We start from the raw sequence: 26,894 nt of genomic DNA, 5'->3' as shown, positions 1-26,894 counted from the left end.
CCGGCGCGGCGCATCCGCGCCGCGTCCGCCAGTTCCCGAGCTTCCTCACGGCCCTTCCGCGCGCCGCCTCAGAACGTGTAGCGCGCACGGGCGTAGTAGTACGCGCCGTTGACGCCGATCGGCGAGATCACGTCGTAGGGGAAATTGCCGAAGTAGCTGATGTCGGCGATCGAGCGGTCCGGGTAGCGGTCGGTCAGGTTGTTGCCGCCGACGGCGAGCGCGAGGCGTTCGCTGACGCGATATTCGGCTTCCGCGTCGAGCTGCCAGCCCGCACCGTAGGTCTGCCGCGGCTGGAAGCCGTCGCCGAAATCGAACACGCGCGTCGTGCTGCCCTGCCGCGTCAGCCGCCCCGACAGCGACCACGACGAGACGTCCCAGCGCGCCGCCAGCGACAGGCGCTGGCGCGGCGCCGCACTGGTCAGCGTGTTGCGCTCCTCCACGCCGATCAGCACGTCGCCCGCGCCCAGCTCGGTCAGCGCGGCCGGCGTCGGCTTGATGCGGCGGAGCGTGGTGTCGTTGTAGCTGGCCGCCGCGGTCAGCGCGAGCGTGCCGCCGGCCAGCGCCGTGCGGTAGTTCACCACCAGCTCGGCGCCGCGCGTGCGCGTGTCGACGGCGTTGGTGAAGAACGCCACGCTCTGCACGCCGCGCAGGCCGAAGCGCTCGAACACGTACTGCTCCAGGCCCGCGCTGTCGATCGTCTCGGACAGCGTGATGCGGTCGTCGACGTCGATGCGGAAGAAATCCAGCGTCGCGGTGAAGTCGTCGCCGAGGCGCGCGGTCAGGCCGAGGCTGACGTTGCGCGAAGTCTCCGGCTGCAGTTCCTGCGCGCCGAGCGCGCGCGCGACCGGATGGCGCACCGACAGGATGCGTCCCTGCAGCAGACGGCCGTCGTTGCCGTAGCCGATCGAGGTCGATTCGAAGCCGATCTGCGCCAGCGCCGGCGCACGCAGGTTGTTCGACACGGCGGCGCGCACGGCGAAGCCGGGCGCGAACTCGTAGCGCGCGCCGAGCTTGCCGGTGAACTTGCCGCCGAAATCGTCGTAGTGGTCCCAGCGCGCGGCGGCCTCGGTGAACAGGCGTTCGCCGAGGTCGCCGGACAGTCCGGCATAGGCGCCGTAGACCTCGCGCGACAGGTCGGCGATGTCCTGCGGCGTCAGGTTCGCGCCGGCCTGCGCGCCGACCGGCGCGCCCTCGACCGGGCCGACCGCGTACGAGGCGGGGTCGCCGGCGACGGTGCGGAAGTTCTCGTGACGCGCCTCGGCGCCGGCGGCGAAGGTGAAGACGCGTCCGCCCAGGCCGACCTCGCGCGTGAGGTCCAGGTTGCCGACCGTCTGTCCGGAACGATAGCCGGCGCTGAAGAAGCGCGTCGGGCTGCTTTCGCCGAGCGAGGCGTTCAGGCTGCGGCGCAGGCTGTAGTCGAACGCGTTGCGGCCGAGGTCGAGACTGGCATCGTAGTTCCACTCGCCCAGCCGCCCCTTCGCGCCGAACGCGCTCTGCCAGTCGCGGTTGCTGCCGAGCGATTCCGGCCGGTAGCCGTCCGGGTAGATGGACGGCACGTTCGCGCTGCCGTCGGGATAGCGGAAGTAGTTGTCGCCGACCGAGTGGCGCGCGGTGAACGTGCCGAACGCGTACAGCCGCGCCGCGTCCGACAGCGGCAGCTCGCCGTTGAACCAGGCGCTGTAGCTTTCGCTCTTGGGGTCGCCGGCGGCGTAGTTGCGCCGGCCGGCGAGGGCCAGGTTCGCCGGCGCCTGGTTCTCGAAGAACGGAATCTGGTCGTAGCCGGCGCGGTTCGTCGCGGCGTGCTCGTTGACTTCGACGCCGGCACGCACGAAGCCCGCCTCGCCCAGGCGCGAGCCGAACTTCGCCGCGGCGTAGCCGGACTGGCCGTCGGTGAGGGTGCGGCCGGTCGGCTTGAAGTCGGTGTGGTGGGCGCCGTAGGTCGCGCTGACCTCGCCGCCTTCGGGCGCGTCGTCGAGGATGATGTTGATCACGCCAGCGATCGCGTCGGAGCCGTATTGCGCGCCGGCGCCGTCGCGCAGCACCTCGATGCGCTGGATCGCGCTGATCGGGATCGCGTTGAAATCCACCGGCGTGGTGCCGCGGCCGATCTTGGTGTCGGTGTTGACCAGAGCCGAGGTGTGCACGCGCTTGCCGTTGATCAGCACCAGCACCTGATCCGGGCTGAGCCCGCGCAGCTGCGCCGCGCGCACGTGGTCGGAGCCGCCGGAATTGGACTGGCGCGGAAAATTGAACGACGGCAGCAGCGTCGCCAGCGCGGCGCCGAGTTCGCCGTTGACCGCGCCGGCGCTGCGCAGGTCCTGCGCGGTGAGCACGTCGACCGGCGCCACCGAGTCGAGCGTGGTACGGTCCTTGGCGCGCGTGCCGGTGACGACGACCGGATCGAGCGTCGCCGTCTCCTCTCCGGCGGCGTGCGCGCCGGCGGCGACGATCGCCAGTGTCAGGGCCAGGGGCGTGCGGTGCAGGCGGCGGATGGCGGACATGGAACCTCCCTCGGATTCAAAAGACCCCATGCTGCCCGCCGTGCCGCCGCCGCATCCGTACGCGAAGGCATATCGTCATGGACATGCGGACGGCTGGACGTCCGTTCCGCCGGACCGGCGAAGTTCCTAGAATCGGCCGATGAAGAATCCGATCCCGCGCCTGATCCTGCTCGTCCCGTTCGCCTTCCTCGCCGCCTGCGCGGCGACCGCGCCGACGAAAACCGCCGCCACGCTGCACGGCGACCCGGCGCATCCGGCCACCACCGCCGGCTGGGTCCGCACCGAGCTGTACTTCGGCACCGGCCCGGCCGACGATGCCGCCTCCGGGGTCGACGAGACGCGCTGGCGCGAGTTCCTCGACCGCGAGGTCTCCACGCGTTTCCCCGATGGCCTGAGCGTGTACGACATCTACGGCCAGTGGCGCGACAAGGGCGCCGCGAAACCCGAACGCCTGCGTTCGAAGGTGATCCTGCTGCTGTATCCGGACACGCCCGAACACCGCGCCGACGTCGAGGCGATCCGCGCGGCCTGGAAGCGGGTCACCGGCGACCAGTCGGTGCTGCGCGTGACGCAGCCTGCCGATGTGTCTTTCTAATGCGATCGTCCGTGATCGCCGTGACCTGGCCAGTTAGCGCCTTCCCGGCAAGGGAGATGACTGCGGATCGTCTACCCGCGGCCATCCATGGCCGCACTTTTCATGGACTACCGCGATCGTCCTTGATCGCCGTGACTTGGCTACGCACTGCTTTTCCGGCAAGGGCGGTGACTGCGGATCGTCTACCCGCGGCCATCGATGGCCGCACTTTTCATAAACGGCGTACAGGCCAGCACTCATGACTTCGACGATCGCGACGCGCAGGTTCAACTCGGGTGACGTCAATGGCTTTCTCGGCCTGGTCGTCGACAACCTGTCGATTCTCGCCTTCATCGCCGGTGCGCTGATCGGCATCTTCCAGTTCCCGGCCGAAATCGTGTTCCAGCGCATGTTCCCCGGCACCGCCTTCGGCGTGCTGGTCGGCAACGCGATCTACACCTGGATGGCGCGCCGCCTGGCGCGGCGTGAAGGGCGCGAGGACGTCACCGCGATGCCGCTCGGCCTCGACGCGCCGACCAGCATCGGCATGGCCCTGCTCGTGCTCGGTCCGGCGTTTGTTTCCTACAAGCAGGCCGGCCTCGACGAGCACGCCGCGGCGATCGCCACCTGGCAGCTCGGCATGGCCTCGCTGGTCGTCATGGGCGTTCTGAAGTTCGTGCTGTCGTTCTTCGGCGCCGCGGTGCAGCGGCACGTTCCGCGCGCCGGCCTGCTCGGCTCGATCGCCGGCATCGCGCTGGTGCTGATGGGCTTCCTGCCGCTGGTGGAGATCCTGCGCGTGCCGGTGGTCGGCTTGGCGGGCCTGGGCATCGTGCTATACGCGCTGGTCGCGCGCGGGCGGCTGCCGTTCGGCCTGCCCGGCGTGCTCGTCGCCGTGCTGGTCGGCGCCCTGCTCTACTTCGGGCTCGGCCCGACCGGTGCGCTCGGCTCGGGCTACCAGCCGCCGGGCGCGTGGCAATGGCGCTTCGCCCTGCCGTGGCCGAACCTCGGCTTCCTCGACGGCCTGCCGCTGGCCGTGCCCTACCTGCCGCTGCTGCTGCCGTTCGGCCTGCTGATGGTGGTCGGCGGCATCAACGTCAACGAGAGCGCGCGCGCCGCCGGGGACGACTATCCCACGCGCGACATCCTGCTCACCGAGGCGTTCTCGACCCTGGTCGCCGGCGTCTGCGGCGGCGTCGCGCAGACCACACCGTACATCGGCCAGCCGGCGTACAAGGCGATGGGCGCACGCAGCGCCTACACGCTCGCGACCGGACTGTTCATCGGCCTGGGCGGCGTGTTCGGCTACGTCTCCAACCTGGTCGAACTGCTGCCGCTGGCGATCCTCGCGCCGATCCTCGTCTTCGTCGCGATCAGCATCACCACGCAGGCGTTCGAGGCGACGCCGCAGCGCTACGCCGCTGCGGTCGTGTTCAGCTTCTTTCCGCCGATCGCGCGCCTGCTCGCGATCAAGCTCGGCGATCCGAACGTCGTCGCGCCGGACCGCTTCGGCACCTTGATGACCCAGGCCGGCCACGGCCTGCCGGAACTGGCCGTGCTGGTCGCGCTCGGCAACGGCTTCATCATCACCTCGATGATCTGGGCCAGCTTCGTCGTCGCGCTGATCGACGCGCGCCTGCGCCACGCCGCCGCGATCGTGCTGCTCGGCGCCGCGCTGAGCGCGTTCGGCATCATCCATTCGGTCGAACCCAGCGGCGGCATCTACCTGCCCTGGACGCTCGGCGGAAGCGCCGCCGACGTCGCCTGGCAGTTCACCGCCGCCTACGTCGTGCTGGCCGTGCTGATCGGCGCGCTGTCGTTGCGGCGCGACGCGGCACCGAAGAGCGCGGAGCCTCGCTGAGTATCGACGAGACGCTGGTGTATGCTCGTCGCATGGCCAAGGCCTCTCTGAACTACAAAGAGCTTCCGATCTCCGAGCGCATCCAGCTCGTGGAAGACATCTGGGACAGCATTGCCGAGGAAACTCCGGTGGTGCTGTCCGCCGAAGACCGCTCGGAACTGCACCGGCGCCACGCAGCGCATCAAGCCGATCCGTCGAGCAGTCTCGATTGGGACCGGATACGTATCGAGCTGTTCAAAGGCCGCGGCTGATGCGATTGGTGTTTCGTCCGGAAGCGCGGATCGAGCTTCTGGATGCGCAGTCCTGGTACGAAGAACGTTCGCCGGGCCTGGGTTTCGAGTTCGCACGCGCGGTCGATGCCGCGATCACTCGAGTTCTCAGAAACCCACTCGGGTTTGCACAAGTCGAGGCCGAATTTCGCCACGCGACCATGCGCAAGTTCCCTTACTCGATCATCTACCACCCGAGCGCGACCGAAATCGTCGTGCTGTCCTGCTTCCACCACCGACGCAGACCCGGCTCATGGCGAGCCACGGCGGGCGATCCATCGCGACGTGGAAAGGAGTGAGACTTTGAACATTCGCGAACTCGGCCGCTCCGGCCTGCGCGTCCCGCCGCTGGCGCTGGGTGGCAATATGTTCGGCTGGAGCATCGACGAAGCGGCTTCGTTCGCCGTGCTCGACGCCTTCGTCGACGCCGGGCTCAGCCTGATCGACACCGCCGACGCCTATTCGGCTTGGGCGCCCGGCAACCGCGGCGGCGAATCGGAAACGATCATCGGCCGCTGGCTCAATCGCAGCGGCCGGCGCGACCGCGTCGTGCTGGCGACCAAGGTCGGCAAGTGGCTGCCGCGCAAGGGGCTGTCGCCGGACAACATCGCCGCCGCGGTCGAGGAGTCGCTGCAGCGCCTGCAGACCGACCACATCGACCTCTACCAGGCGCATGCCGACGACCCTTCGGTGCCGCTGGCCGACACGCTCGGCGCGTTCGCGTGCCTGATCGAACAGGGCAAGGTGCGCGCGATCGGCGCCTCGAACTACGACGCCGCGCGCTTCGCGCAGGCGCTCGCGGTCAGCGCCGAGCACGGCCTGCCGCGCTACGAGACCTTGCAGCCCGAATACAGCCTGGTCGCGCGCAAGGGCTACGAGAGCGAACTCGAACCGCTGGTGCGCAAGGAGCACGTCGGCGTGATCGGCTACTACTCGCTGGCCAGCGGCTTCCTGACCGGCAAGTACCGCAGCGAGGCCGACCTCGGCAAGAGCGCCGTGCGCGCCGCGGCGGTCGGCAAGTACCTCAACGGCCATGGTTTGCGCGTGCTCGCCGCGCTCGACGACGTCGCCGATCGCCACGCGGCGGCGCCGGCGCAGGTCGCACTCGCCTGGCTGATCGCACGCCCCGGCGTCAGCGCGCCGATCGCCAGCGCGACCACGGTCGCGCAGGTGCAGGAATTGGCCGGGGCGGTGCGGCTGAAGCTCTCCGACGACGACGTCGGGCAGCTCGATCTCGCCAGCGCGTGAGGATCAGGCCGGCTTGCGCCCGATGAAGCGGTAGTAAGGCACGCGCCCCAACGGCAGGTACGGCACCGGCGCGCGTGCCTCGACGACCTCGTGCTGCGGCAGGGCCTCGCGCAACGCCGGCAGATGCGCCGCGTCGAGCCGCACGCCGTCGTGGCGGAACCAGGTCGGCCAGAACCAGCGCGTCCAGGCGGAGTGCCGCGCCGAACCGGCGAACGGCGGCTGCGCCGGCGCCACGTAGAAATCGACCACGCCGAGCACGCCGCCAGGCTTCAGCATCGCGACCGCGTTGGCGATCGCGCCGCGCCAGTCCGGGATCATCGTCAGCGCATAGGACAGCAGCACGCCGTCGACCGGCTGCGCCGGCCGATACGTCGTTGCGTCGGCCTCGATCGCATGCAGTTGCACGATGCGCTGCGCGCGTTCGCGCGCCTGCGCCAGCAGCGGCCGGCACAGGTCGACGACCTCGAAGCGCTCGATGCGCGCCAGGCGCTCGCCGAAGAACTCGGCGTTGCGGCCGGTGCCGCCGCCGAGCTCGACGACGTGCGCGCGCTCGGGCAGCGGCAGGCTCGCGATCAGCTCGGCGCGGCCGGCGAGCAGGCGCTCGCGGAAACGGTCGTAGTGCTGCGACTGCGGTCCGTAGAACGCGCCGAGCGCGTCGGCGTGCGACGCCGCGCGCGGCATGCCGCGCAGCAGACGCGCGAGCACCGCGGCGTCGTTGCGCAGCGTCTCAAGCCGGGACATCGGCGATCACGAATCCGGCGTAGGTGTGCACGCGATCCTGCGACTGCAGCGCGTCGGCGACGTCGTCCATGAAGCGGAACGCCTCGCGCAGGCGCTGCTGCTGCGGTCCGATGCGGATCGCGTCGAGATAGGCCGGCCGTGCCTGCGCGCTGCGCATCAGGATGCGCGCACCGGGCGCCGCACGCAGGCGGATCGCCTCCCATTCCTCGACCAGCGCTTCGGGATGATAGGAACTCATCCAGTCCATGTGGTCGAGCAGGACGAAGCGCGAGACCGGCTCGTCGTGTTCGAGCAGGAATTCGGTCACCGTGGTCGTGTGCGGCACGATGCGATCGACCAGGCCGTTCTTCAGGCGCTCGAAGTTCGCTTCCTTCAGATATTCCGGGCAGCAGTCGCGGCGGTAGCGGCCGGTCATGTAGACGTGCCAGAAATAGTTGTCGGCCAGCGGCAGCTGACGGAACACGTACTGCACCGCGTGGCGGATGAAACCGGACACGCCGCCGTCGTGCTGCGCCTCGACCAGCTTGCGCTGCGGGTACGGCACGCCGAGCAGGCTCATGACGAACTGCCGCGAGATGACCCAGTTGACCGGCTTGCTCCACAGCTGCGGGGCGATGCGCGCGTCGTAGATCGCCTGCTGCTCGGCGACGTTGCGCGCGCCGAGCAGGTCGTTCATCGCCACGCGCAGGCGCGGCCGAGTGGCGAAGTAGGCGCGCACGCCGCGCGCGACCAGGCCGGACAGGCCGTGGAAATAGAAGCTGCCGCGCCGGCTGGTGAACCAGTTCGCGTGCTTGTCCCACCATTCCTGCGCGAACGGCGACAGCTCGGCGCGCAGGTGCACGCGGTACAGCTCGGCGAAGCGCGCGTGGAAGCCTTCGCCGAAGATCGCGAAGTAGTCGTCGAAGCCGAGCTTGCGGATGCCGGCGATCTTCAATTCGAGCAGGGCGTTCTGGCGCGGATTGGCGTCGACCGCGTGGATCACGCGCGGTCCCTCCAGCGCGTAGTCCAGCGCGTTGCAGCCGGCGCTGGTGATGACCAGCACGCTGTCGTCCGCACCCAGCGCCAGCGCCTTGCGGTCCACCGCCGGATCTTCCCAGCAGGTGTTGTAGACGAGGCTGCGCGAATAGATCGCGTCGAAGATCTTCTGGTCGAGCTTGTCGCGCAGATTCGGAGTCGACATCGGACTGGCTTCGCTGGAGTCGTCGAATATCGGTCGACGCTAGCTCGCCGAAATGACGTGCGTATTGCATGGGTCTGCGCCGGGGGCGGTGCCGATGTCACCTCCCTGCAACGCCGCGGCAACGCTATCGCGATCGGAAATTCCTAGGCTTGCGAGGGTTCCCTGCGGAGACGCGTGATGACGCGAGCCCTGTTTCGCAGCGTTTTCATCTCGGACGTCCATCTCGGCCTGGCCGACTGCCAGGCCGACTACCTGCTCGACTTCCTGCGCTCGATGCACTGCGAGCGGCTGTACCTCGTCGGCGACATCGTCGATCTGGAGAACATGGAGAAGCGCCCGTACTGGCACGACCGGCACGGTGCCGTGCTCGCCGAGATCTTCGCCATCGCCGGGCGCGGTACCCGCGTCGTCTACATTCCGGGCAACCACGACGCGGCGATGCGCCGCTTCGCCGGACAGCGCCTGGGCGGCATCGAGATCGCGCTGAACGCGGTGCACGTCGCGGCCGACGGGCGCCGCTACCGCGTCAGCCACGGCGACGAATTCGACGACGGCCACGACGCGCCGGCCTGGCTGCTCAAGCTCGGCGACGCGCTGCAGGGCTTCATCTGCTCGGTCAGCCGGCGCTTCAACCGGCTGCGCCGGCGCTTCGGCCTCGGCTACGTGCCGCTGTCGATCCGCATCAAGCAGGCGGTCGGCCGCGCGCGGCGCTTCATCGAGGACTTCGAGGAGCGCGTCGCCGAGGACGCGCGCCGCGCCGGCTTCGACGGCCACATCTGCGGCCACATCCACTACGGCCGCATCCGCGACCGCGACGGCGTGCTCTACGTCAACGACGGCGACTGGGTCGAGCACTGCACCACCCTCGTCGAGCACCACGATGGCGCGCTGGAGCTGCTGCACTGGACCGAGCGGCGCCATTCGATCGCGCTGTGCCGGGCCGAGATGCCGGCGCCGGAGGCGCTGCCGGCGGCCGCCTAGGCGCTTCCCGGGACGCCGTCCTGCCTGCGGCTCAGGCGGGGTCCAGCAGCGGACACCCGCGCGGATCCGCTGCGATGCCGCCCGTTTCGCGGGTCGCGGATCGTCGTCCGGACAGACCTGCGATGGACGCCCGCTTTCGCGGGCGTGACGTCGGCAAGGGCCGCCGCTGCGCCGGCCCCCGGCACGGCTTGCGCACGCGGCGTATCATGCGCGTTTTTCCCGGTCCGGAACCCCTCATGTCGCTCACTCCCGCCACGCGCGCGCGCATCGAAGCGCTGCTCGCCAGCCACCGCGTCGTCCTGTTCATGAAAGGCTCGCGCCACGCCCCGCAGTGCGGCTTCTCCGCCGTCGCCACGGACCGCCTGAACACCCTGCTCGACGACTACGCGACCGTCGACGTGCTCGCCGACGAGGAAATCCGCGCCGGCATCAAGGAATTCGGGCAGTGGCCGACGATTCCGCAGCTCTACGTCGGCGGCGAGCTGGTCGGCGGCTCGGACATCATCCAGTCGATGTTCGACTCCGGCGAACTGCACGGCGTGCTCGGCGTCGCCGCCCCCGACCGTACTCCGCCGACGCTGACGATTTCCGACACCGCCGTGGAACGCATCCGCGGCGCGCTGGCCGACGCCGGCGAGATGAAGCTGTTCCTGGTCGTCGACGGCCGCTTCAATCCGCAGTTCCAGCTGCGCGAAGCCGGTGCCAACGACATCGTCGTCGACGCCAACGGCCTGGAGATCCACTTCGACGTCGCCAGCGCACAGCGTGCGCGCGGCGCGACGATCGACTGGACGCGCACGCCGCACGGCGAAGGCCTGGCGATCTTCCTGCCACAGGCGCCGCAGGTACTGAAGTCGATGAACGTGCAGACGCTCAAGCAGCGCCTGGATGCCGGCGACATCACGCTGATCGACGTACGCCCCGAACACGAACGCGCGATCGCCCGGGTCGACGCCGCCGACGTGCTGACCCCGGAAACGCACGCACGCCTGACCGCGCTGCCGAAGGACACGCCGCTGGCCTTCATCTGCCACCACGGCATCTCCAGCCGCAACGCCGCCGAGCATTTCCGCGAACACGGCTTCACCCACCTGTGGAACGTCGAAGGCGGCATCGACGCCTGGGCGCGCGAAGTCGATCCCACGCTCGCGCGCTACTGAGATGGCGTCCGCAGGAAACGGCGCTGCCGCGGAAGTGACGCGGCGCCTGTTCGAGCTGATCCGCGCGGTGCCGGATTTCCCGCAATCGGGCGTCACGTTCCGCGACATCACGCCGCTGCTGGCCGATGCAGACGGCTTCGCACACTGCATCGACCTGCTCGCCGAGCCCTGGCGCGACGCCGGTGTGCAGGTGGTGTGCGGAATCGAGTCGCGCGGCTTCATCTTCGGCGCTGCGCTGGCCGACCGCCTGCGCAGCGGCTTCGTGCCGCTGCGCAAGCCGGGCAAGCTGCCGCCGCCGGTCGTGTCGGCGCAGTACCAGCTCGAATACGGCAGCGACGCCCTGGAGATGCGCGCCGACGCGCCGCACGATGGCGAACGCGTGCTGATCGTCGACGACGTACTCGCCACCGGCGGCACGCTCGCCGCCGCGCGCTCGCTGGTCGAGAAGGCCGGCATGCACCCTGTCGGCGCCGGCGTGCTGATCGAACTGGGCGCGCTGCCGGGCCGCGCGCGCTGGGGCGGCGGCCTGCCACTGCACGCGCTGCTGCGCTACTGACGGAACCTCACCGGGCCGCGCCGGCGGGCCCCGCCGCTCATCCGCCAGCGGACGAGGTGACGCCGGTTCATGGCGCGTCTTCGCGCTCGATCTCTTCCTCGAAACGCAGATGCTTCACGCTGCGTCCGTTGCGGCGCACCAGCTTGAGTGCCTCGATGCCGACGCGGATGTGCGCCTCGACGAAATTCGCCGTGATCGCGCGGTCGCTGGCCTCGGTCTTGACGCCTTCGGGAATCATCGGCTGGTCGGAAACCAGCAGCAGCGCGCCGGTCGGGATGTGGTTGGCGAAGCCGGCGGCGAACACGGTGGCGGTTTCCATGTCGATGGCCATGCAGCGCGTCTTGCGCAGGTAGTCCTTGAACGCCGTGTCGTGCTCCCACACGCGGCGGTTCGTCGTGTAGACGGTGCCGGTCCAGTAGTCGTGGCCGAGGTCGCGGATCATCGTCGACACCGCGCGCTGCAGCTGGAACGCCGGCAGCGCCGGAACTTCCGGCAGCAGGTAGTCGTTGGAAGTGCCTTCGCCGCGGATCGCCGCGATCGGCAGCACGAGGTCGCCGAGCTGGTTCTTCTTCTTCAGGCCGCCGCACTTGCCGAGGAACAGCGCGGCCTTCGGGCCGATCGCCGACAGCAGGTCCATCACCGTCGCCGCGTTCGGGCTGCCCATGCCAAAGTTGATCATCGTGATGCCGTCGGCGGTCGCGTTCGGCATCGGCCGGTCGCGGCCCTGCACCGGCACGTCGTGCCACTGTGCGAACAGCTCCACGTAGTGCCCGAAATTGGTCAGCAGGACGTGTTCGCCGAACGCCTCCAGCGGCGAACCGGTGTAGCGCGGCAGCCAGTTGTCGACGATGTCCTTCTTTTCCTTCATGCCGATCTCCTCTGGGTTGCGCCAAGTTTAGCGGCGAACGGCGCCGTCCTCAGCGCGGTGCGGGCGGAAACTCGAGCACCGCGAACGGCACCGGAAAGCCGCGCGCCGGCGTCGGCGCGGCCGCCGCCGGCGTCCACGGCCCGCCCTGCGAGTAGGCGTCGAACGAGCGGTACGCGCCGAGCGTGCGGCCGCCTTCGAGCGCGTAGGGCAATCCTTCCGCCGCCAGCGGCAGGCCGGCGTCGGCGACGTGGAAGTGCAGATGCGGGCCGGTCGATTCGCCGGTGTAGCCGAGCGCGGCGATCGCCTCGCCCCGGCGCACGCGATCGCCGCGCCGCACCCGGATGCTGCCGGGCCGCAGGTGTTCGTACACCACGTGGCGGCCGTCCGCGAGCGCCAGCGCGACGTAGTTGCCGCTGGCGTCGCCGATCGCCACGCGCGGATTGCCGGCCGATACCGCGGACGGTTCCGCCACGTCGTCGCGCACGGCGGCGACGGTGGCGTCGGCGACGGCCAGCACGTCGGCACCGTAGCCGAACCAGTTCCGCTTGACCTGACCGTCGCCGGCAAACGACTGGCCGTTCTCGTCGATGCGCACCCAGTCGATCGCATGGCGCCCGGGGATGCGCACGCGCCCGTCGACAGCGTAGGTCACGCGGCGATGGCCGCGTTCCCATTCGGCGCTGTAGATCGCGATCCACGGCCCGCCGCGCAGCGGCGGACCCAGCGCCAGCGCAGCGGGCGGCTTCGGCGCCACCTGCCCGCCTTCCACGCGCGATGGCGATCCGCCGTTCGCCGCAACGAATTCGACGCGATGCCGCAACGCGGACGGCAGCGTCTGCCCGATCGCGACGTCGAGATAGACGACGGCGCGCATGCCCGGCGCGATCACCGACCTGTCCGCGCCCTTGTCCAGGCCGGGACGGCCGAGCGCGGAGGCGAGCGCATCGCCGGCGAGCGCCTGCAGCGATGCCGGTCGCGCATCGTCGATCGCCTCGACGCGAACGAGCCGCAGCGGCTCGGCGGCGAAATTCGTCAGATGCAGTTCGTAGACCAGGCGCGACCTGCCGTCGATGTCGACCGGTGTCGGTGCCGAAAGTACGGCGAGATCGAAGGACTGGCGCGCGTCGCGCTGCGCCGATGCGAGGAGCGGAACCAGCGCGAGAAATGCGAGAAGGATGCGGAGCGACGGACGAGGCATGCGATTTCCCGGGCGGCGTGCGGAAGCGTCAGCGTCATTCTGCCTGCGTTCACGCGCCACGGAAGTCGACGATGCGGATTGAAGATCGCGAGAGAACTGGACGACAATCGGGTTCTGCAGATTGCCCTTCGGGCTATTCGCTGCGCGAATGTTCGCTTCGGCATCCTGCCCGATCCGGTCCCGCACCGGGACGACAAACGGAGCCGCAGATGCTGATCACCTTCCTCCTTGCCCTGCTCGCCTTCGCGGCACTCGCCTTCCGCGGACTGGGTTTCCTCGCCTGGGTGGCGGCGGCCGGCGTGTGGCTGCTCGGCTGGCGCATCGCCGGCGTCCAATCGCCGAACCTGTTCGCCATCACGACGATCGTGCTCGTCGCACTCGCCGCCGTGTTCGGCCTGCCGCCGCTGCGACGCGCACTCGTCTCGCGCTGGGTGATGCCGAAGTTCGCCAGGGTGCTGCCGCGCCTGGGTGACACCGAACGCATCGCGCTGGAGGCCGGCACGGTCTGGTGGGACGGCGACCTGTTCGGCGGCATGCCGGAGTGGAACAAGCTGCTCGCCTTCCAGCCGCGCGCGCTCGATGCCGAGGAGCAGGCCTTCCTCGACGGTCCGGTCGAGGAACTGTGCCGCCGCCTCAGCGACTGGGAGGTCTACCAGCAGCGCGACCTGCCGCCGGAGATCTGGGACTTCATCAAGCGCGAACGCTTCCTCGGCATGATCATCCCGAAGGAACACGGCGGGCTGGGCTTCTCGGCGCTGGCGCATTCGCGCGTGGTCACGCGCATCGCCAGCCGTTCGGTCACCGCCGCAGTCACCGTGATGGTGCCGAACTCGCTCGGCCCCGGCGAGCTGCTGCTGCACTACGGCACCGACGAACAGAAGCAGAAATACCTCGGCCGCCTCGCACGCGGCGAGGAGATCCCGTGCTTCGCGCTGACCGGTCCGGAGGCCGGCTCGGACGCCGCGGCGACGCAGTCCGAAGGCATCGTCGAAAAACGCATGATCGACGGCGTCGAGGTGCTCGGCCTGCGCCTGAACTGGAAGAAGCGCTACATCACGCTGGCACCGGTGGCGAGCCTGATCGGCCTCGCCTTCCGCCTGAAGGATCCGCAGAAGCTGATCGGCGACCGCGTCGACCGCGGCATCACCTGCGCGCTGATCCCGCGCGCCACACCCGGCATCGAGATCGGCCTGCGCCACGATCCGATGGGCGTGCCGTTCATGAACGGCCCGATCGTGGGCAAGGACGTGTTCGTGCCGCTCGACGAGGCCGTCGTCGGCGGCCGCGAGCAGATCGGCCGCGGCTGGCGCATGCTGATGGAATCGCTCGCCGCCGGGCGCTCGATCTCGCTGCCTGCGCTGTCGATCGGCGCGGCGCAGCTCGCCACGCGCATCTGCGGTGCCTATGCCACCGTGCGCGAGCAGTTCGACACGCCGATCGGCCGCTTCGAAGGCATCGAGGAACCGCTCGCGCGCATCGCCGGGCTGACCTACCTGATGACTTCGGCGCGCAACCTCACCTGCGGCGCGCTCGACGCCGGCGAGAAGCCGGCGGTGATCGGCAACATCTGCAAGGCGTACCTCACCGACAGCATGCGCCAGGTGATCGCCGACGCTATGGACATCCGCGCCGGCAGCGCGATCCAGCGCGGCCCGCGCAACGCGCTCGCGCGCGCCTGGGACGCGGTGCCGATCGGCATCACGGTCGAGGGCGCGAACATCCTCACGCGCACGATGATCGTCTACGGCCAGGGCGCGATCCGCTGCCACCCGTTCGTACAGAAGGAGATCGAGGCAGTCGCCGCCGACGATCTCGACGCGTTCGACCGCGCCCTGTTCGGGCACGTGAACCTGTTCGTCACCCGCGCCACGCGCGCCAAGCTGCTGGCCTGGACCGGCGCGCGGCTGGCCGAGGCGCCGGACACGCCCGACACGCGGCGCTACTACCAGCACCTGTCGCGCTTCTCGGCCGCCTTCACGATCCTGTCCGATACAGCGATGGGCACGCTCGGCGGCTCACTGAAGCGGCGCGAGAAGCTGTCGGGCCGGCTCGCCGACGCGCTCGCCTATCTGTACCTCGCCAGCTGCGCGCTGAAGCGCTACCACGACGAGCCGAAAACGCGCCCGAACTACGCGCTGGTGCGCTGGTCGGTCGAGCTGTGCCTGTACCGCATCCAGGACGCGCTGCTCGGCGTGCTCGACAACCTGCCCGTGCGCTGGGTCGCCGTGCCGATGAAGGTGGCGATCTTCCCGCTCGGCGCGCGCTTCCGGCCGCCGTCGGACCGCCTCGGCGCCGAAGTCGCGCGCGACATCCTCGAAGACCGCGAGGCGCGCCGCACGCTGACCGCCGACGTGTTCGTGCCGCCGCCGGGCGAACCCGGCCTCGGCGCGCTCGAAGCCGCGCTGGACAAGGCCGTGCGCGCGATCCCGATCGAGACCAAGCTGCGCGACGCGGTGCGCGCCGGCGTGCTCGACCGCGCACCCGGCTACCTGCTCGACGACCTCGGCGCCGCCGCCGGCGTCATCAGCGGCGCCGAATACGACCTGCTCAACGAGGCGCGCGATGCGCGCGACGAGGTCATCGCGGTGGACGCGTTCGAGCCGGACGTCTACAAGACGCTGCATTGAGGACGGTGCACCGTGCCGGACACCACGCCGGGGCAACACGCTCGGTATGCCAAGGCGCTACGCTTGGGAACGCGCCGAGCAACCCGCCACGCAGGCGTCATGCCCGCGAACGCGGGCATCCACTGAAATCTCCCGAACCTTCCATCGCACCCCCTCTGGCCTGAACGCGAATCTATGGAGCGCTCCATGCACGCGCACTGGTACTTCGACTTCATCTCCCCGTTCGCCTATCTGCAGCTGCCGAAGATCCTGGCGCTGCGCGGGCGCATCGACGTCGTGCCGAAGCCGATCGTGTTCGGTGCCGTGCTCAAGCACCACGGCCAGCTCGGTCCGGCGGAGATTGCGGGCAAGCGCGAATTCACCTATCGCTTCGTGCAATGGCGCGCCGGTCGCGAGGGCGTGACGCTGCGCTTCCCGCCGGCGCATCCGTTCAATTCGCTGGCCGCGCTGCGCCTGTGCATCGCGGCGGGCAGCCACTGGAATGCTGTGACGGCGATCTTCGAGCATCTCTGGCGCGACGGCCGCGCCGGCACGAACGCGTCGGAACTGGATGAGGTCGGCCGCGGGCTCGGCGTCGCCGATGTGGCCGGCGCTCTCGCCGACGAGGCGGTGAAGGCGCAGCTGCGCGCGAACACCGAAGCCGCGCTCGCCGCCGGCATCTACGGCGTGCCGACGCTCGCCGTCGGCGGAGAACGGTTCTGGGGCGACGACGCGACGCCGATGATCGAGGAATGGCTGGCCGATCCGGCGTGCTTCTCCGACGGAGAATACGCGCGCATCGCCTCGCTTCCCGCCGTCCAGCGCGCGCGCTGACGGCCGCTCCTGCCGCTCACCGGTCGAGCGCGGCTTCGCCCAGCGGCATGGCGCCGTCGTGCGTGCTGACGAGATTGCGCCCGCCCGACTTCGAGCGGTACAGGGCCACGTCGGCACGCTCGATCAGGTCGTTCGGCGTCATCACCTCGGCGTCGACGGCGGCGATGCCGATGCTCAGGGTCAGCCCGATGCGCTGGCCGGACACCAGCATCGGCATCGTCTCGATGCGCTTGCGGATGCGCTCGGCGACGGTCTCGGCGTCCTCCGCACCGGCACCGGGCAGCACCACCAGGAATTCCTCGCCGCCGTAGCGGCCGAGCGCGTCGCCCTGGCGCAGCTCGCTGTTGATCGGCCCCACCACTGAACGCAGGCACTGGTCGCCGACGTGGTGGCCGTAGCTGTCGTTGATGCGCTTGAAGTGGTCGAGGTCGAGGAATAGCAGCGACAGCGGCTCGCCGCTCTCGCGCGCCTGCAGGAAGCCGGCGCGAAGGCGCGCGAGGATCGCGCGGCGGTTCAGCACGCCGGTCAGCGCGTCGTGCTCGGCCAGGCGGTGCGCGACGTCGCGCTCGTGGCGGATCGCCAGCGTGTGGTCGGCCAGGCCGTAGGCGAGCACGAGGCTGGCGTAGGCGAACGCGGCCGGCATCGCGAACTCCAGCCACACCGGCAGCGGCCACTGCAGGAACAGCTGCAGCGCGCGCAGGATCACGAACAGCAGGCCCGGGATCCACGCGCACAGGAAGAAGCCGCCGCGACGGCTGCCCTGTTGCCAGGCGAGCAGGCCGGCCACGATCAGCAGCGGCGCCGACAGCAGCAGCAGCGCCGCGAGCGCGTATTCGATCGTCCAGTCCGGCGTCAGCGAAGGCACCGCCGCGACCAGCGCGAGCGCGGCGAGCGGCCAGCGGCCGAACCGCAGCAGCGCGTCCAGCCGCGGCGCGAAGCGTGCCAGCTCCAGGAACTGACGCGAGAACTCGAGCATCAGCACGATCGCGATCGCCGCGTTCAGCCAGACCGCGCGCGAACCCAGCGGAGCCAGCAGTTTGAATGGGGCGTATTCGTAGCCGATGCCGAACAGGTACAGCTCGTACAGCACGACGAACACGACGTGGCCGACGAAGTACATGTACATGCGCTCGCGCAGCGCGAGGAAGAAGCACAGCATCACCAGCACGGCGGCGACCTGCACCGCCGGGAACAGCACGTCCAGGCGCGCGCGGCCGAGGTCGCGCACGAGCGCGTCGGTCTGCTGGGTCACCTCGATGCGGCGCGGCACGGCCTTGTCCGGCGCGACTTTCAGGTAGACCGGCGCGGCCGCCTTCAGCGCACGCGGCAGGTCGAACACCAGCGCATGACGCGTGAATCCGGCGTTCGCGCCGGCGCTGTAGATCGAATGACGGGATTCGACGTGCTCCGGCGGCAGGTAGGCGGTGACGCTCAGGCCCTGCGGGTCGAAGATCGACAGTACCGGCAGGTCCCTGCCGGCCCAGTCTTCGGCGAGGCGGATCCGGTACCAGACCGGGTGGTCGTGCGATGGCGTGATCGCGGCATAGGTCTGGGCGACGAAATCGCCGTCGTAGGTGCCGGCGATCACGGCGGCGGCGTCGACGGCCAAGTCGCGCGGCGCGTCCAGGCGCTCGACGACGACGGCGACCGATTGCGCACGCACGTCCGTTACCGTCCCCACCAGCAGGGCGACGGCGAGCGTTCTCAGCCAGACCGCGATACGCGAGAACCGATCACCCACGAGGCGTCCATTGCAGAAGAGTCTGCCGCACCCGGCGTCCTGCCGCAGTCGACAAGCCAACGGGCGCAATGCGGTGATGATGCCACCGGCCGCCTTCGCCCCTGTGCAAAGGGCTCGGGGCGAAACGCTTCTTCACACAAAAAACGCTATTTGAACGCGCTCCGGCGCCGCCTCGGCCTCAGTCCACGTGCGCGGCGATCAGCGCGCGCGCGGCCTTCACGATCGCGGCGATCGGCCCGCTGTTCTCGGGGAAGGTCAATCGCGTGTAGTAGCCGCCCTCGCGCAGCAGCATGAGCGCGTCACCGAGCACGTCCGGCTCGCGCGCACCCATCTCTCGCGCGAGCTTGCGCAGGCGGCGGCGGATCTCGGTCTTGTACTCGTGCACGATCTCGCCGAGCCGCTCGTTGTCCTCGGGAATCTCGACGGCGGCATTGCCCAGCGCGCAGCCGCGGCTGGTCTTGCACTTGCAGCCCTCGATCGCCTTCGCACGCAGCCAGGCCAGGTCGATGTCGGAGGCGACCAGCGCCTCGACCTGGCGCCGCGGATCGTCCGCGTACGGCGCGATGGTCTCGTCCCAGCGCGCCCAGTACTCGCGCTCCTGGTCGGTCAGGTACTCGGCGACCAGGTCGTCCTTCGACGGGAAGCTCCGATAGAAGCTCATCTTGTTGGTACCGGCCTCGCTGGCGATGGCGTCCACGCCCACCGCCCGGATGCCGTGCCGGTAGAACAGATCACAGGCCGCATCGAGGATGCGGTCACGCACCCGCGGCTTGTCGGCCGGTGCGGCGCCCTCGGTGGCGGCGGTTTTTGCATTCACGACACTTCTCCTCTTGACACGTGAGTGACCAGTCAGTAACGTTTCGACATGTTACTGACCGGTAACTCACGTTACAACAGCATTGCGACGTTCGGTCTTCCGGTCAAGTCGCGGCGCAGCAGGGGTCGCTGCCGCCGCAGACGGATTTTCGCACCCGGCCCGCCTCAGCCCAAGGACAGAACCATGAGTACCGCCCGTTTCGCCGTCGTTCCGCTGCTCGCCGCCCTCGTGCTGGCCGGCTGCGCCCGCTCGCAGGCGACCGACGCGCCGGCCGCGCCGCCGGCGCCCGAAGTCAGCGTCGCCGCCGTCATCAGCCAGCCGCTGCGCGACTGGGAGGAATTCAGCGGCCGCCTCGAGGCGGTCGACAGCGTCGAGATCCGCCCGCGCGTGAGCGGTTTCGTCGACTCGGTGCACTTCACCGAAGGCGCGCACGTGAAGAAGGGCGACCTGCTGTTCCGCATCGACCCGCGCCCGTTCCGCGCCGAGGTCAACCGCCTCACCGCCGAACTCAAGCGCAACCGCTCGCAGCAGCAGCTGGCGGCGTCGAACCACGAGCGCGGCAAGCGCCTGCTCGGCCAGCACTGGATCTCGCAGCAGGACTTCGACCAGCTGGCGACCGCCGAGGCGACTGGCGTCGATTCCGTCGGCGCGGCGCAGGCGGCGCTCGACGCGGCCAAGCTCAACCTCGAATTCACCGAGGTGCGCGCGCCCATCGACGGCCGCGTCTCGCGCGCGCTGATCACCGCCGGCAACCTCGTCTCGAACGCGAACGTGCTGACCACGGTGGTTTCCGACAATCCGGTCTACGCCTACTTCGACGCCGACGAGCACACCTACCTGAAGTTCGCCAACCGGGCCCAGGCCGGTGCCGACGGCCGCCGCGCCGACAGCCCGGTGTTCATGGGCCTGATCGACGAGCAGGGCTATCCGCACGAAGGACGCCTGAACTTCCTCGACAACGTGGTCGACGCGCAGAGCGGCACGATCCGCGGCCGCGCGGTGTTCGACAATTCCGACGGCCGCTTCACCCCGGGCCTGTTCGCGCGCATCAAGCTGGTCGGCGGCGAGAGCCGCCAGACCGTGCTGATCGACGACCGCGCGGTCGGCACCGACCTCGGCAAGAAGTACGTGCTGGCGCTGAAGTCCGACGACACGCTCGAACGCCGCTTCGTCGAACTGGGCGCCTCGCTCGACGGCCTGCGCGTGGTCAAGCAGGGCCTGGCCGCCGGCGACGTCATCGTGGTCAACGGCCTGCAGCACGCCCGACCCGGCAGCACGGTGAAACCCACACGCGTGGAGATGACCACCAACACGGCGGTGATCGGCCAGCTCGCGCCGGCCGATCGCACGGCCGCGACCACGGCCGTCGGCGCGCGCACCGGATTGAACTGACTGGGCATTCCTTCTCCCCTCGGGGAGAAGGTGGCGCGGCAGCGCCGGATGAGGGAAGCAGGCGAATCGTCGGTCCCCGGAACGTTTTTCGATTCCTCACGCCGTTCGGGAACGACACTCGACCTGCCTCGCCGTGGACCGCTCGTGGCGGCCTCGGCCTCGTCCGCCCTCCGTGCACCTTCTCCCGCGAGCGCGAGGAGAAAAAAGAACAAAAGACAAAGGACTCGCTCCCGTGAACCTCTCCCAATTCTTCATCACGCGGCCGGTGTTCGCCGGCGTGCTGTCGGCGCTGATCCTGCTCGCCGGCCTCGTCTCGATCCCGCAGCTGCCGATCTCCGAGTATCCGGAAGTCGTGCCGCCGACCGTGGTCGTGCGCACGACCTATCCCGGCGCGAACCCGAAGGTGATCGCCGACACCGTCGCCGGACCGCTCGAACAGGCGATCACCGGCGTCGAGGACATGCTGTACCAGTTCTCGCAGGCGACCGCCGACGGCGTGATGACGCTGACCGTCACCTTCAAGCTCGGCACCGACGTCGACAAGGCGCAGCAGCTGGTGCAGAACCGCGTCGCGCAGGCGACGCCGAAACTGCCGCAGGACGTGCAGCGCATCGGCGTGACGGTGAACAAGTCCACGCCCGACATCACCATGGGCGTGTTCCTGATTTCGCCGGACGGCCGCTACGACCTCAACTACCTCGCCAACTACCTGATCCTCAACATCAAGGACGAGCTGGCCAAGATCGACGGCGTCGGCGACGTGCAGCAGTTCGGCGGCGGCAGCTATTCGATGCGCGTATGGCTGGACCCGGAGAAGGTCGCCGCGCGAGGCCTGACCGCCGGCGACATCGCCAACGCGATCCGCGAGCAGAACGTGCAGGTCGCGGCCGGCCAGCTCGGCTCGCCCGCGGCGCCGAACGTCTCCGACGGGTCGGGCCGGCCGAACTTCCAGGTCGCGGTCAGCACCAAGGGGCGCCTCGTCGACGAGGAGGACTTCGCCGACATCATCATCAAGACCGGCAGCAACGGCCAGATCACGCGCCTGCGCGACGTCGCGCGCGTGGAACTGGGTTCGGACAACTACGCGCTGCGCGCGATGCTCAACAACCAGACCGCGGTCGGCGTCGGCATCTACCAGCGCCCCGGCAGCAACGCGATCGCGATCTCCGACGCGGTGCGCGCGAAGATGAAGGAGCTGTCGAAGTCCTTCCCCGAAGGCATCGAATACGACCCGGCCTACGATCCGACCATCTTCGTGCGCGGCTCGATCAACGCGGTGCTGCACACGCTGCTCGAGGCCATCCTTCTGGTGGTGATCGTGGTGATCGTGTTCCTGCAGACCTGGCGCGCGTCGATCATTCCGCTGCTGGCGGTGCCGGTGTCGCTGATCGGCACGCTCGGCGTGATGCACCTGCTCGGCTTCGGCCTCAACACGCTTTCGCTGTTCGGCCTGGTGCTGGCGATCGGCATCGTCGTCGACGATGCGATCGTGGTGGTCGAGAACGTCGAGCGCAACATCGGCGAAGGCCTGGCGCCGTTCGACGCGACCGTACAGGCGATGAAGGAAGTCACCGGGCCGATCATCGCCACCGCGCTGGTGCTGTGCGCGGTGTTCCTGCCGACCGCGTTCATCAGCGGCCTGTCGGGCGAGTTCTACAAGCAGTTCGCGATCACCATCGCGATCTCCACGGTGATCTCGGCGTTCAACTCGCTGACCCTGTCTCCGGCGCTGTCGGCCCTGCTGCTGAAATCGCACGACGCGCCGCCGGATCGCGCCACGCGCGTCCTCAACGCCGCGCTCGGCTGGTTCTTCCGCCCGTTCAACCGTTTCTTCACGCGCGCCTCGAACGGCTACGTCGGCATGATCGGCCGCATCCTCGGTCGCAGCTCCGTCGCCGTGGTCCTCTACCTGGGCCTGATCGTGCTCACCGCATTCTCCTTCGCGCGCACGCCGACCGGCTTCGTGCCGGCGCAGGACAAGCAGTACCTGGTCGGCTTCGCGCAGCTTCCCGAAGCCGCCACGCTCGACCGCACCAGCGCGGTGATCCGGCGCATGGGCGACATCGCGCTGAAGACGCCCGGCGTCGAATCGGTGCCGGCGTTCCCGGGCCTGTCGATCAACGGCTTCACCAACGCGCCGAACATGGGCATCGCCTTCACGCCGCTGAAGCCGTTCGAGGAGCGCACCGACGCGTCGATGTCCGCCGGCGCGATCGCGACCGCGCTGAACGCGCAGTTCTCGAAGATCCAGGACGCCTACATCGCGATCTTCCCGCCGCCGCCGGTGCAGGGCCTGGGCGTGATCGGCGGCTTCAAGCTGCAGATCGAAGACCGCGCGAGCCGCGGCCCGGACGAGCTGTACCAGGTCGTGCAGAACGTGATCGAGAAGGCCGGCAAGCGCCCGGAACTCGCCGGCCTGTTCTCCGGCTTCCAGGTCAACGTGCCGCAGATCGAGGTCGAAGTCGACCGCGAGAAGGCGAAGGCGGCCGGCGTTGCGCTGCGCGACGTCTACGACACGATGCAGATGTATCTGGGCTCGCTCTACGTCAACGACTTCAACCGTTTCGGCCGCACCTACCAGGTCAACGCCCAGGCCGAACCGGGCTTTCGCCTGAACGCGGAGGACATCGGCCGCCTGAAGACGCGCAATGCCCGCGGCGACATGATTCCGCTGGCCAGCTTCGTCGTCGCGAAGGAAACCTCCGGTCCCGATCGCGTGCCGCACTACAACGGCTTCCTCGCCGCGGAGCTCAACGGCGGCGCGGCGCCGGGCTACAGCTCCGGCCAGGCGCAGGCGGCGATCGAGGACGTGCTGGCGAAGGAACTGCCGAACGGCTTCGCCTACGAGTGGACCGATCTGACCTACCAGCAGATCCTCGCCGGCAACACGATGGTGATCATCTTCCCGCTGGTGGTGCTGCTGGTGTTCCTGGTGCTCGCAGCGCAGTACGAGAGCCTGTCGCTGCCGCTGGTGGTGATCCTGATCGTGCCGATGACCCTGCTCTGCGCGATCATCGGCGTGCTCGCCTCGGGCGGCGACAACAACATCTTCACGCAGATCGGCCTGATCGTCCTGATCGGCCTGGCGTGCAAGAACGCGATCCTGATCGTCGAGTTCGCCAAGGACCTCGAGGCGCAGGGCGCCACCGTGTGGCAGGCCGTGCTCGACGCGTGCCGCCTGCGCCTGCGTCCGATCCTGATGACTTCGCTGGCCTTCGTGATGGGCGTGGTGCCGCTCGCGCTGGCCACCGGCGCCGGCGCCGAGATGCGCCGCGCGATGGGCGTGGCGGTGTTCTCGGGCATGCTCGGGGTGACCTTCTTCGGCCTGCTGCTGACGCCGGTGTTCTACCTGCTGGTGCGCCGCCGCCGCGAGCGGCGCGCGGCCGCCGCGACGGCGCTGCAGCCGGCGCCCGGTCACTGACCGTCAGCGACCTTTCCGCCATCGAGGTCCGCATGTCCGACTCCCTCGCCATTCCCTGCAACGACGAATGCCGGCCGACGGCGCGCTGGGCGGCGGTGATCGCCATGAGCGTCACCGCCTTCATCCTGGTCACCAGCGAGTTCCTGCCGGTCGGCATTCTCAACGTGCTGTCGGCCGACCTGCGCATCAGCGCCGGCGACGCCGGCGCGACCATCGTGCTGCCCGGCATCTCCGCGGCGCTGGCGGCCGTGCTCGCGCCGTACCTGGGACGCCGGGCCGATCGCCGCGATCTGATCCTGCTGACCGTTCTGGCCAGCGTGCTCGGCAACCTGATTTCCGCCGCGGCATCCACCTACGCTGTGCTGCTGGCCGGACGCCTGTTCCAGGGCATCGCGGTCGGCGGGTTCTGGTCGATCGCCCTGACGGTGGTGCCGCGCGTGGCGCCGAAAGGCATCCACATCGCCAAGGTGATGTCGGTCTACATGCTCGGCGTCACCGCCGCGACCGTGCTCGGCGTGCCTCTCGCGACCTGGCTGACCGGGGCGATCGGCTGGCGCGCCGCGTTCGCGATCATCAGCCTGGTCTGCGTGCTGGCGATGCTCGCCCTGCTGCGCTTCATGCCGCGCGTTCCGGTGACCGGGCATTTCCGCCTGCGCGACATGGGACTGCTGCTGTCGTCGATGCCGCCACGCGTCGGTTTCGTCGCCATCCTGCTGGTCGGCACGGGGCATTTCCTGTCCTATGCCTATCTCGCGCCGTTCCTGCAGCACGCGGCGCATTTCGGCGTCGACCTGATCGCCACCACCTTGCTGCTCTTCGGCATCGGCGGCGTCGTCGGCACCTGGATCGGCGGACATCTGGGCAGCCGCGACGTGCGCTACGGATTCCTCGCCACGGCTGTCGCCCTGATGCTCAGCATCGGCCTGCTGACGGTGTTCGCGCAGTCGACGGTCGCGATCGTCGTGCTGGTGAGCCTGTGGGGCGTCGCCTGGGGCTGCTTTCCGATGCTCGCCAACACCTGGATGTTCGTGACCGCGCCGGACAAGGCCGAACGCGGCATCTCGGCCCTGGTGGTGGCGTTCCAGATCATGATCGGCGGCAGCGCCCTGCTCGGTGGCTGGCTGGTCGATCATCGCGGCATCGACCCGGTCCTGATGCTCAGTGCGGGCGCGGCCTTCCTCGGTGCGCTGCTGGTACTGGCCTATGCGAGCCGGATTCCGCTGCATCCGGGCGTCGCCGACGCGGCGGCGCACTGACGACCAAAGCACTGACGACCGACGGACTGACGAACTGCGCGGGTTGACGGCCGGAAACGGCCAGCGCGGAGGCGGCGCCTCGGACAGCATCGCGGCCGCCCCTCCTTCGACAATCACCGATGACTCCGACGACGACTCCTTCCGACGCCCGCCGCAATTCGATCGCACTGGTCGCGGTCTGCCTCGCCTCGCTGATGTTCGGCCTGGAGATCTCCAGCGTGCCGGTGATCCTGCCGGTGCTGGAGAAGCGGCTGCACGCCGACTTCAAGGACCTGCAGTGGATCATGAACGCCTACACGATCGCCTGTACCACGGTGCTGATGGCGACCGGAACGCTGGCCGACCGCTTCGGCCGCCGGCGCGTGTTCCTGATCTGCATCGCCGCCTTCGCGCTCACCTCGCTGCTGTGCGGCGTCGCCTCGAACGTGGCCGTGCTGATCGTCGGCCGCTTCCTGCAGGGCATGGCCGGCGGCGCGATGTTCATCTGCACGGTGGCCGTGCTGTCGCACCAGTTCCGCGAAGGGGCCGAACGCAGCCGCGCCTTCGTCGCCTGGGGCGTGATCAGCGGCATCGGCCTCGGCTTCGGCCCGCTGATCGGCGGCCTGATCGTCGCCGTGTCGAGCTGGCCATGGGTGTTCCTGATCCAGGTCCCGCTCGCCGTCGTGTCGTTCCTGCTGGCGTGGACCTACGTGCGCGAGTCGCGCGACCCGAACGCCGAGCGTCTCGACCTCGCCGGCATCGTCACGCTGTCCGTGGCCGTGTTCGCGCTGACCTACGCCATCACGCAGGGACCGGACCTCGGCTTCGCCAGCCCCACCGCGTTGGCGATCTTCGCTCTGGGCGTTGCCGCGTTCGCCGCCTTCGTGTTCGTCGAGCGGCGGCATGCGCATCCGATGTTCGACTTCTCCGTGTTCCGCATCCGCGCCTTCTCCAGCGCGATCATCGGCTGCATCGGCATGAACTTCAGCTACTGGCCGCTGATGATCTACCTGCCGATCTACTTCCAGGGCGCGCTCGGCTACGACAGCACGACCTCGGGCCTGTTCCTGCTCGCCTACACGCTGCCGTTCCTGGTCATGACGCCGCTGGCCGAACACCTGCTGCAGCGCTTCGGCGCGCGCGTGGCGGTGCCGCTGGGCCTCGCCACGATCGGCGTCGGCTTCCTGCTGGTGTTCCTCGGCGGCACCGCCGCGCAGGCCAGCGGCTGGACCGTCCTGCCCGGCATCCTGCTCGCCGGCATGGGCATCGGCCTGACCAACAGTCCGGTCACCAACACGACCACCGCGTCGGTATCGAGCGATCGCGCCGGCATGGCCTCCGGCATCGACGTCAGCGCGCGCCTGATCGCGCTGGCGATCAACATCGCCGTGATGGGCCTGCTGCTGCAGGAAGGCGTGCGCGCCCGGCTCGCCGCTGCGGGCGGCGCCGTTGCGGACGCCGCGCAGCTGCGGGCGGCGGCCGAGAGCATCGCCGCCGGCCACCTCGACGCCTCCGACCTGCTCGCCCGCGCGGCACTGACCCAGGGCTTCGGCTGGGCCCTGCTGTACGGCGGCCTCGGCGTGCTGGCTCTGGCCGCGCTGAGCTGGGTCGTCTTCGGCGCCTCGACGCATACTGCCGCGAAGCCCGCGCAGACACCGGTCGCCGACGCCGCCGGCTGTGCGAACGCGGCGTCCTGCAGCACCTGACCACGACA

General features: G+C 69.5%; 21 protein-coding genes. 14 read left to right on the top strand and 7 right to left on the bottom strand.

Annotated elements, in window-relative coordinates:
- Window positions 1-68 precede the first annotated feature (68 nt).
- A complete protein-coding gene (locus tag ACFO6Q_RS05925; protein ID WP_380019647.1) occupies window positions 69-2,501 on the bottom strand; it encodes a TonB-dependent receptor plug domain-containing protein in 2,433 nt (810 codons plus the stop codon).
- A 139-nt stretch (window positions 2,502-2,640) separates the two neighbouring features.
- Here ACFO6Q_RS05925 and ACFO6Q_RS05920 point away from each other — a divergent pair, with 139 nt between their 5' ends.
- From ACFO6Q_RS05920 to ACFO6Q_RS05900, 5 genes are all read left to right on the top strand, one after another.
- On the top strand, window positions 2,641-3,096 hold the full coding sequence (locus ACFO6Q_RS05920) for a DUF3574 domain-containing protein (protein ID WP_380019646.1): 456 nt from the start codon (window positions 2,641-2,643) through the stop codon (window positions 3,094-3,096).
- A 238-nt stretch (window positions 3,097-3,334) separates the two neighbouring features.
- Window positions 3,335-4,933: a hypothetical protein gene (locus ACFO6Q_RS05915; protein WP_380019645.1), complete on the top strand. Its 1,599-nt coding sequence runs from the start codon at window positions 3,335-3,337 to the stop codon at window positions 4,931-4,933.
- Between the two features lie 32 nt (window positions 4,934-4,965).
- Window positions 4,966-5,184, top strand: coding sequence for an addiction module protein (locus ACFO6Q_RS05910; protein ID WP_380019644.1), 219 nt, complete (start codon window positions 4,966-4,968; stop codon window positions 5,182-5,184).
- Window positions 5,184-5,501 (top strand): type II toxin-antitoxin system RelE/ParE family toxin, encoded by a 318-nt coding sequence (locus ACFO6Q_RS05905; RefSeq protein ID WP_380019643.1) that lies wholly within the window; start codon window positions 5,184-5,186, stop codon window positions 5,499-5,501. The genes ACFO6Q_RS05910 and ACFO6Q_RS05905 overlap by 1 nt, the downstream gene beginning before the upstream one ends.
- Before the next feature lie 4 nt (window positions 5,502-5,505).
- Window positions 5,506-6,450, top strand: a complete 945-nt coding sequence (locus ACFO6Q_RS05900; RefSeq protein ID WP_380019642.1) for an aldo/keto reductase — start codon at window positions 5,506-5,508, stop codon at window positions 6,448-6,450.
- 3 nt (window positions 6,451-6,453) lie between these two features.
- Here ACFO6Q_RS05900 and ACFO6Q_RS05895 read toward each other — a convergent pair whose 3' ends face one another.
- Complete coding sequence (locus ACFO6Q_RS05895; protein WP_380019641.1) at window positions 6,454-7,191, bottom strand: class I SAM-dependent methyltransferase; 738 nt, start codon at window positions 7,189-7,191, stop codon at window positions 6,454-6,456.
- Window positions 7,178-8,371 (bottom strand): BtaA family protein, encoded by a 1,194-nt coding sequence (locus ACFO6Q_RS05890; RefSeq protein ID WP_380019640.1) that lies wholly within the window; start codon window positions 8,369-8,371, stop codon window positions 7,178-7,180. Before ACFO6Q_RS05890 ends, ACFO6Q_RS05895 begins: the two co-directional genes overlap by 14 nt.
- Window positions 8,372-8,548: 177 nt before the next feature.
- Here ACFO6Q_RS05890 and ACFO6Q_RS05885 point away from each other — a divergent pair, with 177 nt between their 5' ends.
- From ACFO6Q_RS05885 to ACFO6Q_RS05875, 3 genes are all read left to right on the top strand, one after another.
- Window positions 8,549-9,352 carry a UDP-2,3-diacylglucosamine diphosphatase gene (locus ACFO6Q_RS05885; RefSeq protein ID WP_380019639.1) on the top strand — a complete coding sequence of 268 codons (804 nt, stop codon included), beginning with the start codon at window positions 8,549-8,551 and terminating at the stop codon, window positions 9,350-9,352.
- A 236-nt stretch (window positions 9,353-9,588) separates the two neighbouring features.
- A complete protein-coding gene (gene grxD, locus ACFO6Q_RS05880) occupies window positions 9,589-10,512 on the top strand; it encodes a Grx4 family monothiol glutaredoxin (RefSeq protein ID WP_380019638.1) in 924 nt (307 codons plus the stop codon).
- Window position 10,513: 1 nt separating this feature from the next.
- Window positions 10,514-11,068, top strand: coding sequence for an adenine phosphoribosyltransferase (locus ACFO6Q_RS05875; RefSeq protein WP_380019637.1), 555 nt, complete (start codon window positions 10,514-10,516; stop codon window positions 11,066-11,068).
- Between the two features lie 67 nt (window positions 11,069-11,135).
- Here the strand turns inward: ACFO6Q_RS05875 and ACFO6Q_RS05870 are convergent, their stop codons facing one another.
- Window positions 11,136-11,936 (bottom strand): AMP nucleosidase, encoded by an 801-nt coding sequence (locus ACFO6Q_RS05870; protein ID WP_380019636.1) that lies wholly within the window; start codon window positions 11,934-11,936, stop codon window positions 11,136-11,138.
- Window positions 11,937-11,985: 49 nt separating this feature from the next.
- Window positions 11,986-13,134, bottom strand: coding sequence for a M23 family metallopeptidase (locus ACFO6Q_RS05865; protein WP_380019635.1), 1,149 nt, complete (start codon window positions 13,132-13,134; stop codon window positions 11,986-11,988).
- A 209-nt stretch (window positions 13,135-13,343) separates the two neighbouring features.
- Here ACFO6Q_RS05865 and ACFO6Q_RS05860 point away from each other — a divergent pair, with 209 nt between their 5' ends.
- Window positions 13,344-15,761 carry an acyl-CoA dehydrogenase gene (locus ACFO6Q_RS05860; protein WP_380019634.1) on the top strand — a complete coding sequence of 806 codons (2,418 nt, stop codon included), beginning with the start codon at window positions 13,344-13,346 and terminating at the stop codon, window positions 15,759-15,761.
- Window positions 15,762-15,947: 186 nt separating this feature from the next.
- Entirely contained in the window at window positions 15,948-16,574 is a 627-nt protein-coding gene (locus tag ACFO6Q_RS05855) for a 2-hydroxychromene-2-carboxylate isomerase (protein WP_380019633.1), read from the top strand.
- A gap of 16 nt (window positions 16,575-16,590) precedes the next feature.
- Here ACFO6Q_RS05855 and ACFO6Q_RS05850 read toward each other — a convergent pair whose 3' ends face one another.
- Both ACFO6Q_RS05850 and ACFO6Q_RS05845 read right to left on the bottom strand, forming a co-directional pair.
- Window positions 16,591-18,237 (bottom strand): GGDEF domain-containing protein, encoded by a 1,647-nt coding sequence (locus tag ACFO6Q_RS05850; protein ID WP_380019632.1) that lies wholly within the window; start codon window positions 18,235-18,237, stop codon window positions 16,591-16,593.
- A gap of 256 nt (window positions 18,238-18,493) precedes the next feature.
- Window positions 18,494-19,132 (bottom strand): TetR/AcrR family transcriptional regulator, encoded by a 639-nt coding sequence (locus tag ACFO6Q_RS05845; RefSeq protein ID WP_380019631.1) that lies wholly within the window; start codon window positions 19,130-19,132, stop codon window positions 18,494-18,496.
- 183 nt (window positions 19,133-19,315) lie between these two features.
- Between ACFO6Q_RS05845 and ACFO6Q_RS05840 the strand changes: the two genes are divergently transcribed.
- The 4 genes from ACFO6Q_RS05840 to ACFO6Q_RS05825 all read left to right on the top strand — a co-directional run bounded on the left by ACFO6Q_RS05840 (window position 19,316) and on the right by ACFO6Q_RS05825 (window position 26,886).
- Entirely contained in the window at window positions 19,316-20,524 is a 1,209-nt protein-coding gene (locus ACFO6Q_RS05840; protein ID WP_380019630.1) for an efflux RND transporter periplasmic adaptor subunit, read from the top strand.
- Window positions 20,525-20,756: 232 nt separating this feature from the next.
- Window positions 20,757-23,945, top strand: coding sequence for an efflux RND transporter permease subunit (locus ACFO6Q_RS05835; RefSeq protein ID WP_380019629.1), 3,189 nt, complete (start codon window positions 20,757-20,759; stop codon window positions 23,943-23,945).
- A gap of 32 nt (window positions 23,946-23,977) precedes the next feature.
- Window positions 23,978-25,201, top strand: a complete 1,224-nt coding sequence (locus ACFO6Q_RS05830) for an MFS transporter (protein WP_380019628.1) — start codon at window positions 23,978-23,980, stop codon at window positions 25,199-25,201.
- A 119-nt stretch (window positions 25,202-25,320) separates the two neighbouring features.
- Window positions 25,321-26,886 carry an MFS transporter gene (locus tag ACFO6Q_RS05825; protein WP_380019627.1) on the top strand — a complete coding sequence of 522 codons (1,566 nt, stop codon included), beginning with the start codon at window positions 25,321-25,323 and terminating at the stop codon, window positions 26,884-26,886.
- Window positions 26,887-26,894 lie beyond the last annotated feature (8 nt).

Origin of the sequence: Dokdonella ginsengisoli (assembly GCF_042652785.1) — a bacterium.
GTDB lineage: Bacteria > Pseudomonadota > Gammaproteobacteria > Xanthomonadales > Rhodanobacteraceae > Dokdonella_A > Dokdonella_A ginsengisoli.
This window is presented reverse-complemented; position numbering and strand designations above follow the sequence as displayed.